Here is a 14,001-nt window from a genome sequence, read left to right as displayed (position 1 = left end):
GCGGTGGACGGTGGGGCGGCGGATGGTGGGCGGTCGGGCGCTGCCGCGTCAGGAGTGCGGCATGAAACCGAGCAGGATGCCCGAGGTCAGAACGACGTACGTCATGAGCGTCGCGGACCCCGTGGCGAGGAGGGTCGCGCCCTTGGGCTGGCGCACCAGCTGGTAGGCGACCAGCCCGGGGACGATGAAGCCGAGGGTCTGGTTGGCGTAGAGGAGGGGGAACTTCATCTGCAGCACGATGACCACCGTGGCCTGCAGGAGCACGCCGATCAGGACGACGGCCGCGAACAGCCGCTTGCCGTAGAGGATGACGAACTTCTGCGTGACGAGCGTGAGCGCGTACGTCAGCGCGGTGATGCCGACCACGAGGGCCGCCCGCTGGAGGTCCTCGATCAGGGTGAGGGCGAGCCATCCCGGGGTGATCATGCCGCCGGGGGAGAGGTTCGTGGTCAGGTAGCACAGGAGGGAGAACAGCAGGCCCAGTGCGATGCCGATCGCGGCTATCTCGGGAGTGAGGACTGCGGGGATCAACGGGGTTCTCCTGGGTAGTGCTGCTGCGGTGGGTACGGCTGCTGGTCGTACGCGTTCGGGTACGGCGGCTGGAGCGCGTGGGGCTGCTGGTCGGCCGGCCAGGACTGCTCGCCCCCGGGGTACGGCGTGCCGTACCCGTAGGGCGCTCCCGCGGGCTGCTGCCCGCCGGGGTGGGGCTGCGGGTACGGCGCCGGGTGGCCGTACGGCTGTCCGTCGCCGTACTGCGCCGGCACCGGAGGCTGTGCGTAGCGCGCCTCCTGCGCGGCCGTGAGGTCCGCGTACGGGTCGAGGTGCGGGACGTACTGCGGGGGGACGGGGGTCTGCGGCGGTCCCTCGGGGAGGGGCTCGGGGTCCTCCTCGAAGCCGGGGAGTTCCGCGAGGTGTTCCAGGAGGACCTCGCCCTGGCCGTGGATGTTGCCGATGGCCACCAGTGAGGAGCTCTCGCCGAGGTGGCCGAGCAGTTCGAGCATGAACTCCTCGCCGTCGCGCTGGTCCCCGCCGAGGTCGACGGCGCGGGAGCGCCATTCGGCGGGGATCGCGTCGATGGCGCTCTTGGCGGGGTGACCGATCACGAAGACCTTGTCGGGCTTCAGGTCGGGCACGATCTGCCCCATCTGGCCGTTGCGCTCGACGCGGTCCGGCCGACAGTTGATCACCACGTTCAGCGGACGTTCGATGGCACCCAGGTCGAGGAGCTGGTTGATGTTCATCAGCGTGGACTCGGGGTCGTTGGCGGCGAACACGTTGGCGAACCGCAGCCGCTTGCCGCCGGGCGCGAGGTACCGCTCGACGGACAGCACGCCCGGGTCCGGCGGGGCGTCGTACATGCCCTGCAGCGCGGTCTGGCGGTCGACTCCGAGCAGCTCGGCGACGGTGAGCGCGATGGCCACGTTCTCCTTGAAGGTGAACCAGCTGAACCCGCGCAGCTCCTCGTCGCTGACCGTGTCGGGGTCGGCGTAGACGAGCTTGCAGTCGCGGGCGTCCGCCTCCTCCTGCAGGACGTGGAAGCGGTCCTTCTCCGCGGTGACGCAGATCCCGCCGTGCGGCATGGACCGTGACAGCGAACGCCCGATGTCGTCGAGCGTGGGGCCCATCTCGGCCACGTGGTCCTCGCGGACGTTGCAGAGGACGCCGATGGTGGACTGGATCAGCTTGGACTGGTTGATCTCCTGGAGGGCCGGCATCACGGCCATGCACTCCATGACCAGCGCGTCCGGCTGGTAGGCGGCGGCGCGCCGGACGATGCCGATCTGCTCGACCACGTTGGCGATGCCGAACTTGCGGTAGACGGGCTCCTCGGTGGCGTCCGGGTGGATGAACCGGGCGGCGGTGCCGGTCGTCTTGGCGACCGTGCGCAGCCCGCCGCCGCGCAGCGCTCCCGCGCAGAGCCGTGTGATGGAGCTCTTGCCGCGGATCCCGTTGACGAGGACCCGGTGGGGTATCCGGTCCAGGTTCGCGAAGTGCCGGCGCTGCTCGACGATGCCGGCGACCAGCATGCCCAGGCAGCAGACGAGCAGCACGCAGTAGAGGAAGAGCAAGGTGGATCAGTTCCTTCCGGCCGTGGCCGCACGGCTGGGGGCGGGTCCCGCGTCGGCGCCGGCGTCCCGCTTGCGCTGCTCCAGCAGCCGCTGGCGGATGGTTTCGAGGCTGCGCGTGACGGCGCCGACCTCGTCGTGGTGGGTCGGGTACAGGACGGTGCGGCGGTCGCCGTCGGCGAGCGCCTCGGCGCGGTCGGCGAGCGTGCGGAGCGGCCGGACCACGATGATGTGGAGCCAGCCCAGACAGGCCACCGCGCCCGTGAGCCCGAGCAGCCCCGCCAGCACGGTGCGGTTATGTGCCGTGAAGGCGGCGATCTCCAGGCCCTTGGCCTGCTGGAGGCTGACGACCGTCCATCCCAGGGGCTGGGCGACACCGCCCCCGGTCAGGGGCGCGGCGGCGGCGATGTGGATCCCGCCGTGGCGCAGGACGCTGCTGCGGGGGCCGGGCCCCTTGCCGGACTTCTCGTTGGCGCTCTTGACGAGGGAGGTGAGTTCGGCGTCCGCGAGATCGGTGAAGGCGCGGTAGCCGTTGCTGGAGCCGACCACGCGGTGCTTGGAGTCGACCACCCGGACCTCTCCCATCCCGGGACGCTTGAGGAGCGCGTTGATGAAGTCGATGCGCAGCTCGCCGACCACGGCCGCACCGCCCAGCGCCGGCGCCTCGGCGTACTCGGTGATCAGCGGCTCGTTGCCGTTGTTCGTCACCGTCAGGGCCTGGGGGGAGCCCGTCCGGGGACCGTTGTGGTGGGGCTTGCCGCCGGCCCGGGCGAGGACGGTGCCGTCGGCCTTCAGCACGTAGAGCGACTCGTAGCGCGTGTGCTCGCGGCGCGTGCGCTCCAGGACGGACGTCAGTTCGTCGGGGGACGCCTTCGGCGTGAGGAGCGAGGCGACGGAGGTGAGGTCGGCGTGCCCTTCGTTGAGGGCCCGGCGGACCCGGTCGGCGATGGTGCTGGTGCGTTCCCGCTGGTCGTCGACGATGGTCTGGGGCACCTTCACGGAGGTCCCCGCGCGGTTGAGCGTCAGCAGCAGGGGTGCGGACCACAGCAGCAGGAGGGCCGCGCAGGCGGCGACCAGGGCCCGCATGCCGATCCTGCCGCGGCGTCCCGGCTGCGGGCCGTCGGTGTGTGCGTCGGTGTCGCCGAGCAGCTGCCGGCGCAGCCGGTCCAGGGCGGCGCCGATCCTGGCGGCCTCGCCGTACTTGGGGAGGGTGACCGGACGGTTGAGGTCGCCGCGGCCGATCCGGCGGCTTTCCAGGAACAGGTGCAGGAGCGGGCGCTGCACGGTGACGACGAGCAGCGACACGGCGAGGGCGCCGAGGGCCAGCAGGGCGCCGGCGGCGGCGAGCCAGAAGAAGGAGTCGCCCACGGCGGAGCGCTGCTCGGTGGCACCGACGAACGAGACGACGGTCAGGCCGAGGGCGGACGCGTCCGTGGCCACCCCGGGGGTCGGACCGGACAGCTTCGCGTAGCCGGCGACCGCACGGCGGCCGTCCGCCGCGTCGCCGAGCAGGCTGCCGCTCACGCCGGGGAAGCCGCCGGAGCCGGGCTCCTTGGACTGGAGCGGATGCTGCTTCGCCTTCTTGGCGGTCGTCGCGGCGAAGGCCGCGAGCTGCTTGCGCTCCCGCTCCGAGCCGCCGACTCCGCTGCTTCCCAGAACCTGGCCCGAAGCGTCGAGGACGGCGATCGCCCGCCCCTTGCCCAGGCTGACGCCGGGCACCTTCAGGCTGCTGGAGGCGACGATGAGCTGTTGCGGGCGGCCCGGCCAGGACAGCAGGCCGAGGGTGAGGAGACGGACCTCGCCGGTCTCCACCCTGACCATCCTGGGGGCGAGGCCGTCGGGACCGTTGAGGGTGCCCAGGTCGAGGGCGGTGAGGGGAAGGTTCTCCCCGCGCTGTGCCTCCAGCCGCCCGGACTTGATCTCGATCACGGCCGTGCCGCGCCACTTCTGGTAGACGCTGCCCAGCCGGTCGAGCACCGAGTCCGGCGAGACGGGTTCACCGGCCCCGACGAGGGAGGCGGTGCGGCTGATGTCGGTGATGGACTCGTCGAGGGAGGCGCGCAGGGCGATGGCGCCGTCCTCGGCGAAGTACTGCTGGGAGGTGAGGACGGCGGGTGCGACGGCTCCCTTGTCGATGCGGCCGAGCTGGAAGGCGGTCAGTCCGGCGAGGGTCAACAGCAGCATCGAGAGAGCCGCAATGGGCGGACGTATGCCGCCCAAAAGTGACATGTCCGACCTGCGACGGGCACGGCGCCGCCGCCTCGATCGCGCCGTAGCCAACACGCGCTCCTTTTCGTTCTGTCCTGGAGCCGCTTCGGCACGAGGTTCGTGGCGGTCGCGCGCCAGGCGGAGCGAGGCAGGCTCCCGGGCCGGTGCGCGGACGCAATGCGCCACTGAGATATTTTTATATACCTATGAACGTTCCATGGCCCAACCGGATAACAATTGCACTACTGTCCGTAATTGTCGTCCTGATAACGGTGGGTTTGGTCGTTTTCGTCAAGAGCCCGGAGCGGCCGCAGAGCACGCCGCCCGCCCCGTCGGTGGCGCCGTCCCCGGCAGGGACGTCGCCCGCCGACCACGACCTCGTGCAGCGCATCGGCCGCTTCACGGCCGGCTTCGGCGAACGCGGCGGCTACCGCGTCCCCACGACCGATGAGCGCAAGACCCTCACCCGGGGCGTGGCCCTCCTCCTCGACGGGGACCAGGACGCCGCCCGCGCCGAGCTGGCCACGGTCGGCTACACGCTCGACACCGTGACGGACTCCGCCACCGGACGCCGCTACGCGGAGGTCGCCGACGGGAACGCCGCATCAGGCCGCGCGGGCCGCGGCTGGGGCCGGGTCTACGTGGACCTCGGCCACCCCCCGCGCTGGTCGGTGCAGGTTCCGCACCCCATCGCCGACGCCCGTACCGAGCTCCTCGGCGCACGGGTGCTGCGAGCGGCGCCGGGCGGCGTCCTGGTACTGGCCGGAGCCCACCGCAACGCGGACGTGGACGGGGCGGCGGACATGGCCCACCGCTCGGACTCCGTCTTCCACGGCGTGGTCGACGAGCTGATGCGGCGGAACCTGCCGGGCATCCAGCTCCACGGATTCGCCAACGAGTCCTTCCCGGGCCGCGACGCGGTGGTGTCCACCGGAGCCGGGGACAAGGCCACGGCCGACGCCAGACAACTGGTCACGGCGCTGCGCTCCGACGGGCTGAGGGTGTGCCCGGCGTACACCGAGCGCTGCCGGCTGTCGGGGACGGAGAACGAACAGGGACAGGCCGCGGCCGGCGACGACGTCCGCTTCCTCCACCTCGAACTGAGCAAGGCCGTCCGAGGGGAAGACACGGGCCTCGACCGCACCGCGGCATCGATCAGCACCCTGACCACCCGCTGGGCGGCCGGCTGACGAGCTCCGCCGACCGAGCCGCGCCCTCCCACGGGCTGACCACCCCCACCGGCCCGGCGCGGCAGCGGGGCGCGCCGACAGCCCATCCAGCCGAACCCGTGCCCCGCGCGGCGGCGCCACGGCCCTTCCGGCACGGGTGGAGGCCCGGCATCCTGCGGAAGGGGTCCCGTGCCCGACGGGCACCGGCTGTTCGGGGACGGGCTCGGTCCCCATTTCCCGGCGGCGGGCGAACAAGGCCCCGCCGCCGACGCACCGGTCGTGATGATCGAGGCCCGCTCGGTGTTCCGCCGCCGCCGCTTCCACCGCGCCAAGGCACACCTGCCCCTCTCCGCCATGCGCCACCGCACGGCCGAGCCCGGCGACCGCGTCCGCTACGTGCGGGCCGAGACGTACGCGGAGGCCCTGCTCCAGACCGTCGGCGCAGCCCCCGTGACCGTGCCCCCCCGGCGCGGGAGCCGCGGTCCTGTCCGCGATCGTGGTCCGCTTCCTCTTCCGCAGGTGACCCACTTGCGGTTGATCCGGCGCCCTCTCGCCCGCAGCTCGGCATGAACACGCGCGGCACCATGGGCGCCCAGGTGTTCGGCGTGGGTGGAGCGGATCTCGCTCACCGTCTGCTTCTCCTCGGCCTGGCGCTCGCGCTCCAGCCGCCACTGCTGCTCGCCCTTCAGCAGCGGGCGTTCTCAGCTCGCAGCCGGGCCAGCTCCTGCGCCGCGCTGACGCCGCCAGTGCGGCTCTGGCTCTTGGGCGACGCTTGGGCCTCTTCCTTGTTGAGCTCCGACGGGTCCTGTGGGATTCCGAGCTCGGCATCGGGCAATACCGCACCCGCCATCGCGGCACCGGGACTCCCTGGCGACCCGCATCACGAAGACCCGCCCCCATTCGGCGTCGGGGGAGCGGGTCGAGGACGTCTCCGGTGATGTCCTTGGCGGGGAGTCAGCCGTTGACGAGGTTGTAGAGGAGACCCGCCACGACGATGTAGCCGAGGTAGGAGGCGAGGGTCACGCCCAGCATCGCCAGGGCCTTGAGCGGTGTGCCGAACGGCTTGCGGGCGAGGGAAAGGTTGGTGAAGAGGCCCGCTGCGCCGAAGGCTCCGCCTATCGCCCCGCCGATGGGCAGCAGGAGGATCGGTGCGAGGGAGAGCACCAGCTGCCACCAGGTGAGTCCTCGGAACTTGGCCCAGCGGTCAGGCTTGTCGAGTGTGTTCTTGCCGAGGTCAGGAAGCTGCTGCATGTGCGGAATACCGTCTTTCTGGTCGATGTGAACGCGCGTGGGGCAGGGGCCCGGCCGGGAGTTCCGGCCGGGCCCCTGCGTGTGTCGCGCCTATCCGGGGACTGTAAATCGTTCGGTGTAACTCCCGATCATGGAGGATGCACCGATGACCAGTGAGAACGTGACCGAGGCCGAGATCAGCGAGGCGGGCGAGCCGCAGCCGGCGAGGGCGGTGGATGACCGGCTGATTGACGAGCTGGTCTCGCGGGCTCAGGCCGAGGGTCTGCAGCTGACCGGCGAGGGCGGGCTGCTCCAGCAGCTGACGAAGCGGCTGCTGGAGTCCGCGCTCGAGGGCGAGATCACCGATCACCTCGGCTATGACAGGCACGATCCGGCAGGGAAGAACGGCGGCAACAGCCGCAACGGCACCCGTGCGAAGACCGTGCTGACGGACGTCGGCCCGGTGGAGATATCCGTGCCCCGCGACCGTGACGGCTCGTTCGAGCCGAAGATCGTCAAGAAGCGGCAGAAGCGCCTGACCGGCGTGGACGAGATGGTCATCTCCCTGTCCGCGAAGGGCCTGACCACCGGCGAGGTCCAGGCCCACCTCGCGGAGGTCTATGGCGCCGAGGTCTCCCGCCAGACGATCTCCACGATCACCGACAAGGTCCTCGACGGCATGGCCGAGTGGCAGAACCGGCCCCTGGACGCCGTCTATCCGGTGGTCTTCATAGACGCGATCCACGTGAAGATCCGCGACGGTGCCGTCGCGAACCGGCCCATCTATGTGGCCCTGGCGGTCACCGTCGAGGGCCGGCGGGACATCCTCGGGCTGTGGGCCGGCGACGGCGGCGAGGGTGCCAAGCACTGGATGCACATCCTCACCGAGATCAAGAACCGCGGTGTCAACGATGTCCTGATGCTCGTCTGTGACGGCCTGAAGGGCCTGCCCGACGCGGTCGAGACCGTCTGGCCCCGCACCACCGTCCAGACCTGCGTGGTCCATCTGCTGCGGAACTCCTTCCGCTATGCCGCCCGCCAGGACTGGGACAAGATCGCCAAGCTCCTCAAGCCCGTCTACACGGCGCCGACCGAAGAGGCTGCCCTGGAGCGGTTCGCCGAGTTCGTCGATGCGTGGGGCCGGAAGTATCCGGCGATCGTGCGGCTCTGGGAGAACGCCTGGGAGGAGTTCACGCCGTTCCTCCGGTTCGACACCGAGATCCGCCGCATCGTCTGCACCACCAACGCGATCGAGTCCGTGAACGCCCGTATCCGGCGGGCGGTCAAGGCCCGCGGGCACTTCCCGAACGAGACTGCTGCCCTGAAGTGCGTCTACATGGCGATCATGTCCCGGGACCCCACCGGCAGGGGCCAGGCCCGCTGGACCATGCGCTGGAAGACCGCACTGAACGCCTTCGACATCACCTTCGACGGCCGACTCTCCGCAGCCCGCCAGTAACCCCAACCACCCCCGTTACACCGTTCGATTGACAGACCCGAAGCGGAGGCGGCAGCGGCGGCGGAAAGAGCGCAGGCACCGGCGGAGCGAGCAAGAAATCCTCGAGCTGCGGCTGGATCTCCATGTGCGGCGTCAAGAAGGCGGCCGCCAAGGTCAACAAGGTCTGGCAGGAAAACAAGGTCTTCATCGTTTCGACGGTGGTAGAGATCGGTGTCGGGTTCGCCTGTGTGGCCGCGGCGGGCGGAGCGGGCGCTGCAACAGGTGGCGCGGGCTTCGCCCTCGTCGCAGGCTGTGGCGCCATCGCCGGGGCAGCTGGTGCGGCGGTCGCCAACTACATGGACCCCAACGCCGACCACAGCGTCATGGGCCAGCTCAAGGACATGGCCCAAGGCGCCCTGTGGGGAGCCGCCAGCAGCGCCGGCACTGCCGCACTGTCCCCGATCCTCGGGTCGGTAGTGAAGGTGATAGCCAAGGGAGCCGGCAAGGCAGCAGCCAACGTCGCGGCGAAGATGGGGGCTAAAGCCGAAGCCAAGGCCGCGGCGCGGGCCGAAGCAAAGGCAGCGACATCCGGCGGTGAGAGCGGCGGATCCTGCCCCACTCCCGGCAACAGTTTCACCGCCGGGACCCTCGTCCTCATGGCCGACGGATCCCCCAAGCAGATCGACGACCTCCGACCCGGCGACAAGGTCCTGGCCACAGACCCCGAGACCGGCGAGACCCTAACAAAGGACATCACCGCAACGATTCAGGGCGAGGGCACCAAGAACCTCGTCGAGATCACTGTCGACACCGACGACACGTCAGGATCCGCCACTGAAACCATCACTGCGACCGACAAGCACCCCTTCTGGGCAGCCGATCTCGCGAAGTGGGTGAACGCCACCGACCTCAAAGTCGGTCAGTGGCTCCGCACCAACAGCGGCACCCACGTCCAGGTCACAGCGATCAAGCGCTGGACGGCCCTGGACACCACCGTCCATAACCTCACCGTCGCTGACCTCCACACCTACTATGTGCTGGCGGGGGCCACACCGGTCCTCGTCCACAATTGCGGTCCGCACGTACTTGCCCTCGACGACAATGGAATTCCGGTGGGTGGCCACACCTCGGGAGTCGAGAAGCGGCCACTGATCGGGCAAACTCCGCATTCTGTCTATACGAGAACCGGAAAGGATGGCACGCCCGTCCAGAACACTATCTACAATGAAAATGGCGACGCAGTCGGACACTTTGATTTCAAGACCCACCCTGGAACCGATGGTCCGCATGGGCACGTCTTTGACACCCCCGGAGTTGTCGCCGGGCACGGCCCTGGCGCCCCCCATATTCGGGAGGATAATCTGCCTCCGGGCTGGAACTTGAGGCCCTAGACGCACTGATATCCAGTACGCCAGTCCCGAAGGAGGGGCTGGCGTACCCTTTTGCCGAGCACACAAGCGGCTGGTAAGCCAGGCCGCTACCGTGAACGCTGTTACACCACGATCCAATTCATCATCCGTTAGCAGCATCACAGCCAAGCAGGGCAACCAGGACGGATCCTCGAGAATGGACAAGAGATGACCTTCATGAAGATCTCCGCGGAGAGTTCAAATGGATTCACCGACAGATTCGGAGGGTTTGAGGACGGTGTGATTACTGGGATTCGGCTGCACTTGCCGAGGGGGCCGGTTATCGGTCGGGTCGCCATATTCGATATCCAGGCGATGGATGTGACTGCCGGGAATGAATGGCGTCTCGTCCAGCTTGCAGTCGGAGGTGTCTTTGAATATCAATTCACCTGCAGCGCGCGCCAGACATACTTCGTCCTCTCGGACGGCCTAAAGTTGGACTGCACCTCCGAACGATGCGTGCTGGACCTCGATCCGGGACCGGATGAGTGGATGCCGGAACAGGTAGCGGGAATCGGGGAGTACTCTAAGCAGTACGCGATTGGGGCATGGATTGAATACGCGGTGCTCGATGGCCCATTCATCTGATTTAAAGGGATAGGCCAGCGAGGCAGAAGCCAGCAGATCGGTTCGTAGCCCGCGGCTGGATGGCGCAGCTTGACGAGAGCTGCGCCGCACCCCCGCACCCGCACGGCAGGGGCCGCCCACGTATGACGGAGCCGCTGGCGTAGTACCTGGGGCGGTGTGGGTCACACGGGTGTGTTTAGTTTCATTGGCCGGTGAGCGAGCTGCCGGGTATCTGCTGTGGTGGCCGGAGCTACCCGATGGCGGACGGGATAGCTGCCCGACAGGGACGAATACAGGGCGACCGGCCCCGGCAGCGTCCGGCCGCCCCCGGCTGCGGACCGTCGTTTACCCTGCGGTGGTTGCACTGCGGTCATGATTCGGCCCAGTCCACGCGGAGATGGGCGTCCGGCTGCGCCGGGCCGGGTGTTGGGGCGCCTTGTACTGGATTCCGATGTGGTGCCGCGCAGTTATGGGCTGTCGGGTGCCTTGGCCTGTTGAGCGCGGTGTCGGGCGTGTGTGCGGGGCTGCATTCGACGAGCTCTCGTGCGGTTTGCAGCCGGCGGGGGTGGTTGCCGAGGGGCCGGGTGGTGATCAAGACCGCACGGAAGACGGAGACACCTTGGTCCTTCAGGTGCTGTTGGACGGTGTCCATGCCGGTGCCCGCCGCGAGCAGGCCTCGGCATTCGTCGATCTGTTCGGCGATCTGCTGCGCATCCTCGGGGGACAGGCCGTGGACGGAGGCGAGGAGCTCATCTGCGGTGGAACCGGGCATGTCTGGATGCTCTCAAGGGATCACAGCCGACTCCACACAGTATCGCCCGCCTCGTCTACCGCGCCCAGTCGATCTCGAGTTCGGGCGAGCGCCCGCAGCTGCCCGGGGTCGAGCCGGTCGCGGCATTGGCGCCGGTTGGCCAGTCACACCCCCGTGCGGTGCTCACTTCCGTCTGGGAACCGCTTGACGTGGGAGCGCCCCGGGACGCCGCCGGCTTCCCGCGCGACGTATCGGGCGAGGACCTGGATGCCCCGGCTTCCGCGCCCCGTCCGGACGGGGTTGGTGGTCGCACCGGTCTTCGCGGGCGCCTGGCGGGCACGTGCGACCCGCGCCGGGGCGACATCCAGTGTGGCGCCGGGCCTGCTGCTCGGCGTTTAGCCGGCCCCAGTCCCGTCGTTGGGTGGCCAGCCAGCGGCCGATGTCCTCGCCGTGGCAGGTCGCGCCAGGCTTGACGGCCGTCAGCCGTGCCCCTTCGGCGAGGACCGGGGGAGGTGGGCGTAGTGGCGCTGCCAGTCCACCGTCCACCCGGAGTCGTCGTCGCCCAGATTCCAGTCCGCATCGATTACGGCGAGCGCGGCCGCCCGCCGCGCGGCGCGTACGGGGTCCTTTCCGAGCCCGCCATGCCGGCGAATGTTGGTGAGTCACTGCCCGATCTGGACGTCGAGGATCACCGCGCCCTGCGGGGCGGCCAGGGTCGCGTGCTGCTCGTAGTAGGCCCGGCCGACGGTGAGGTCGGTGGCGAAGCCGTGGTCGGCGGTGTCCCACACGATCCCGAGCGTGTCCAGCTCGGCGGCCCGCTCCCCGAACACCCGCACATCGTCCATCGAGCACGCCATCTCCTTCGGCAGCCGGTCACCGCGACCGGGGCACATTGGCCCTGCCCTGCTTTCAGCCTCCCTGCGCCGCCTCTCCTCGGTTCAGGCGCCGGCTCTCCTCCGCCGCCCGGGCGTCGTGCCCGTCCTGCGTGGGTGCGACCGTACTGCGCCCCTGCCCGTCGTGGTCGAAGAGATCCGTGTCGACCAGCGAAAGGACGTGGCCCGCGCCACGGCGCGGCCCCGGCGGGCGCAGGGGTTGGTGGGGTCCATCCGGTGGTAGTCGGCCTGATCGTGGTGGGGGTGTCCGCTCGTGGCCCGCCGCATCACCTCGGCCTGCGCGGCGCTCCAGCCCAGGGCGGCGGTTTGCCGGCGCCATCGTGCGCAGTTGAGGACCCTCCTGGCGGGCCCGCTGCGCCTCGGCGTGCAGCTCGGCGGCCAACCACGCGTCAGGGCGCGCCCAGGCGTAGAGCCTGCCGCTGAACAAGGACAAGATGCTCGCCCTGCTGGCCAGCCTTGCCACCGCCAACACAAGCTCGACATTCCGGTTAACTGGATAAAATTGGACCAAGTTCGATCTGTGTTCGACAGCGGTCCGTAAACGACAACCTCAGCCGGGTGAACGGGGCTATCCAAGACGGCCGATACCGTGATCACGCCAGCCACGCAGGGATCGTCGCACCGGGGGCGGCCTGCCCCGTCAGCAAGCTACGCTGCCTCAGCGGAACTCGTGTACCACCTGAATCTCGCCGACGATGTGAGCGTTGAAGTCGTCCAGCTCCTCAGCCGGCACCCACAGCTCGAGGATCGTCCGCCCCCCAGCCTGCTGGACGGGGTACCGGCCCAAGAACTCCGACTCGACCTCGAATCGGGTAACGAAGCCGACACCGCTGTGCTTCACGTTCCAGTCCCTCGCGATCTTGATCGCGTAGTCCTCGTTGAGGACTGGGTAGAAGATCGGCTGCTCGGGGAGCCGAGGCGGCCAAGCGCGCCAGTCCAGCTCGCGGACCAGGTCCAGCTCCTTGGGGCCGGTGGGGCGCCACAGGGTCGTCGTTGCTCGCCGGCTGGCCATGTGATGAATCGCTCTTTGAACGCGGGAAGCCGCTGGTGCGGCTGGTCTGTGACCGGATGGTATCGGCGCCAGGAACCCAACAGCTACGCAGTTTCCTTACCACACCAGCGCTGTGACCAGCAGTTATGGGACACCCCTCAGCTGCCAGGCAGGCCGGCGGCGAGGTTCTTCTCGGCGAGGGCCTCGATGGGCGCCGAACGGACGGTCAGTGAGGCGGCCGGCGGTGTCACGGTGACCGGTTCGCCGTAGGCGTCCAGCTTGAACTCGACAGGCGTGGGAGAGAAGGTCGCTATGTCCACGACGAGCTTTCGTGGGTAGGGCTTCTCGCCGACCGCGACATACGCGGTCACCGAGTTGCGGTCCTCACCCCGGCGGACGGGGACGACGCGTTCGCCGTTCTCGGTGGTCTCGGGCTCACGGATGGCGCGTTGACGGGGGTCTGCCAGCACGTTGGCGACGTTGTGCAGCGAGGTCATCGTGCACAGGTCGACCATGCTCTTGCGGATGCGGCCTTCCTGGCCGAGCTCCAGCCACTTGCCGCGCAGTGCCTTGTCCAGCCGCTCGCCGTCCGGGGTGGTTGCCGCGTTCTCGAGGAGGTCCTCACGCCATTTCATCCAGGTGCGGCCGCCGCGTTCCACGGCAACGCGGAAGAACCCGTTCTGGGCGTCGACGCGACAGTTCTTGTCCCGGTCCACGGAGATCTCGACCGCACTCCCCATCGCGACCGCGGACCTGGCCGTGACACGTACCGACGACGCGTCCCTGAACAACTGCATCGAGTGGGAGAGGAACTTCCCGTCGGCGTCGTTGCCCGGCTTGGTGTTGCTCGAACTGCTCGCCTCGCCCTGACAGGCCGTCAGAGTCAGCGCCATACCCGCGGCGCACAATGCCGCCAGCCGTCGTGCCCTGTCGCTCACTACGTTCCCACTTTCCATACTTAATATGGTGATTTAAAGCGTAAGGGTCGGATACCTCGTCACCATGGCCTCAGGCTAGTGAGACCACCGCCCGTCATCCGATGTCGGTCGCTGAGACGCCAGGGGAATCGGGGCTCAGGCCCTGGACGTGGCCTGTGATCCCCGGGCGCGCCGCTGCTGCCGACGCCCTTCGGCGTCGGCAGCAACGGCGTCCGGCGGACTTGCCGGCGTGTGCTTCGGAACGAGGGATGCTCCTATAGACGTCAAGCCGCTGGAGTGAGGTCGGTTTGAGTGATTCGTTCGGTCGGTGCGGTGGTCAGAGCGTGGTAGACCTCGCGGGC

Annotated in this window: 12 protein-coding genes and 2 pseudogenes; 5 read left to right on the top strand and 9 right to left on the bottom strand. The window is 69.1% G+C overall.

The features are described from left to right. Positions 1 to 48 precede the first annotated feature (48 nt). The 3 genes from AB0O29_RS16265 to AB0O29_RS16255 are packed head-to-tail and all read right to left on the bottom strand — an operon-like array spanning position 49 to position 4,250. The gene (locus AB0O29_RS16265; RefSeq protein ID WP_365152069.1) at positions 49 to 531 is read right to left on the bottom strand and encodes a poly-gamma-glutamate biosynthesis protein PgsC/CapC; all 483 of its coding nucleotides are present in this window, start codon (positions 529 to 531) and stop codon (positions 49 to 51) included. Further along, positions 528 to 2,069: a poly-gamma-glutamate synthase PgsB gene (gene pgsB / locus AB0O29_RS16260; protein ID WP_365152067.1), complete on the bottom strand. Its 1,542-nt coding sequence runs from the start codon at positions 2,067 to 2,069 to the stop codon at positions 528 to 530. The genes AB0O29_RS16265 and pgsB overlap by 4 nt, the downstream gene beginning before the upstream one ends. A gap of 6 nt (positions 2,070 to 2,075) precedes the next feature. Then, the gene (locus AB0O29_RS16255; RefSeq protein ID WP_365152065.1) at positions 2,076 to 4,250 is read right to left on the bottom strand and encodes a cache and HAMP domain-containing protein; all 2,175 of its coding nucleotides are present in this window, start codon (positions 4,248 to 4,250) and stop codon (positions 2,076 to 2,078) included. Positions 4,251 to 4,546: 296 nt separating this feature from the next. Between AB0O29_RS16255 and AB0O29_RS16250 the strand changes: the two genes are divergently transcribed. After that, complete coding sequence (locus tag AB0O29_RS16250; RefSeq protein WP_365152063.1) at positions 4,547 to 5,464, top strand: hypothetical protein; 918 nt, start codon at positions 4,547 to 4,549, stop codon at positions 5,462 to 5,464. A gap of 168 nt (positions 5,465 to 5,632) precedes the next feature. Beyond that, positions 5,633 to 5,902 (top strand): annotated as a pseudogene (locus AB0O29_RS16245) (cryptochrome/photolyase family protein); the annotation flags it as partial. 59 nt (positions 5,903 to 5,961) lie between these two features. On the opposite strand, the pseudogene AB0O29_RS16240 reads toward AB0O29_RS16245, so the two are convergent. Both AB0O29_RS16240 and AB0O29_RS16235 read right to left on the bottom strand, forming a co-directional pair. After that, positions 5,962 to 6,099: pseudogene (locus AB0O29_RS16240) on the bottom strand (IS3 family transposase); the annotation flags it as partial. A gap of 298 nt (positions 6,100 to 6,397) precedes the next feature. Beyond that, a complete protein-coding gene (locus AB0O29_RS16235) occupies positions 6,398 to 6,694 on the bottom strand; it encodes a hypothetical protein (protein WP_365152061.1) in 297 nt (98 codons plus the stop codon). 145 nt (positions 6,695 to 6,839) lie between these two features. Between AB0O29_RS16235 and AB0O29_RS16230 the strand changes: the two genes are divergently transcribed. From AB0O29_RS16230 to AB0O29_RS16220, 3 genes are all read left to right on the top strand, one after another. Then, on the top strand, positions 6,840 to 8,132 hold the full coding sequence (locus AB0O29_RS16230) for an IS256 family transposase (protein WP_365152059.1): 1,293 nt from the start codon (positions 6,840 to 6,842) through the stop codon (positions 8,130 to 8,132). A gap of 122 nt (positions 8,133 to 8,254) precedes the next feature. After that, positions 8,255 to 9,502 (top strand): polymorphic toxin-type HINT domain-containing protein, encoded by a 1,248-nt coding sequence (locus AB0O29_RS16225; RefSeq protein ID WP_365152057.1) that lies wholly within the window; start codon positions 8,255 to 8,257, stop codon positions 9,500 to 9,502. A 186-nt stretch (positions 9,503 to 9,688) separates the two neighbouring features. Next, entirely contained in the window at positions 9,689 to 10,108 is a 420-nt protein-coding gene (locus tag AB0O29_RS16220) for a hypothetical protein (RefSeq protein ID WP_365152055.1), read from the top strand. A 349-nt stretch (positions 10,109 to 10,457) separates the two neighbouring features. Here the strand turns inward: AB0O29_RS16220 and AB0O29_RS16215 are convergent, their stop codons facing one another. The 4 genes from AB0O29_RS16215 to AB0O29_RS16200 form a co-directional block, all read right to left on the bottom strand. Next, positions 10,458 to 10,859, bottom strand: a complete 402-nt coding sequence (locus tag AB0O29_RS16215) for a hypothetical protein (protein WP_365152053.1) — start codon at positions 10,857 to 10,859, stop codon at positions 10,458 to 10,460. 641 nt (positions 10,860 to 11,500) lie between these two features. Continuing rightward, positions 11,501 to 11,683 carry a hypothetical protein gene (locus AB0O29_RS16210; protein WP_365152051.1) on the bottom strand — a complete coding sequence of 61 codons (183 nt, stop codon included), beginning with the start codon at positions 11,681 to 11,683 and terminating at the stop codon, positions 11,501 to 11,503. Positions 11,684 to 12,389: 706 nt separating this feature from the next. Next, the gene (locus tag AB0O29_RS16205) at positions 12,390 to 12,743 is read right to left on the bottom strand and encodes a hypothetical protein (RefSeq protein WP_365152049.1); all 354 of its coding nucleotides are present in this window, start codon (positions 12,741 to 12,743) and stop codon (positions 12,390 to 12,392) included. A gap of 137 nt (positions 12,744 to 12,880) precedes the next feature. After that, complete coding sequence (locus AB0O29_RS16200) at positions 12,881 to 13,660, bottom strand: hypothetical protein (protein WP_365152047.1); 780 nt, start codon at positions 13,658 to 13,660, stop codon at positions 12,881 to 12,883. Positions 13,661 to 14,001 lie beyond the last annotated feature (341 nt).

The organism is Streptomyces sp. NPDC089915, assembly GCF_040684675.1.
Lineage (GTDB): Bacteria > Actinomycetota > Actinomycetes > Streptomycetales > Streptomycetaceae > Streptomyces.
Note: the sequence above shows the minus strand (reverse complement) of the source record. Positions and strands in the feature narration are given on the sequence as shown.

Bases quoted from the DNA above. Each gene is read 5' to 3' on its own strand.
- AB0O29_RS16255 (WP_365152065.1), bottom strand. From the start codon at position 4,250: ATGCTGCTGTTGACCCTCGCCGGACTGACCGCCTTCCAGCTCGGCCGC.
- AB0O29_RS16235 (WP_365152061.1), bottom strand. From the start codon at position 6,694: ATGCAGCAGCTTCCTGACCTCGGCAAGAACACACTCGACAAGCCTGAC.
- AB0O29_RS16230 (WP_365152059.1), top strand. From the start codon at position 6,840: ATGACCAGTGAGAACGTGACCGAGGCCGAGATCAGCGAGGCGGGCGAG.
- AB0O29_RS16225 (WP_365152057.1), top strand. From the start codon at position 8,255: ATGTGCGGCGTCAAGAAGGCGGCCGCCAAGGTCAACAAGGTCTGGCAG.
- AB0O29_RS16220 (WP_365152055.1), top strand. From the start codon at position 9,689: ATGACCTTCATGAAGATCTCCGCGGAGAGTTCAAATGGATTCACCGAC.
- AB0O29_RS16215 (WP_365152053.1), bottom strand. From the start codon at position 10,859: ATGCCCGGTTCCACCGCAGATGAGCTCCTCGCCTCCGTCCACGGCCTG.
- AB0O29_RS16210 (WP_365152051.1), bottom strand. From the start codon at position 11,683: ATGGACGATGTGCGGGTGTTCGGGGAGCGGGCCGCCGAGCTGGACACG.
- AB0O29_RS16205 (WP_365152049.1), bottom strand. From the start codon at position 12,743: ATGGCCAGCCGGCGAGCAACGACGACCCTGTGGCGCCCCACCGGCCCC.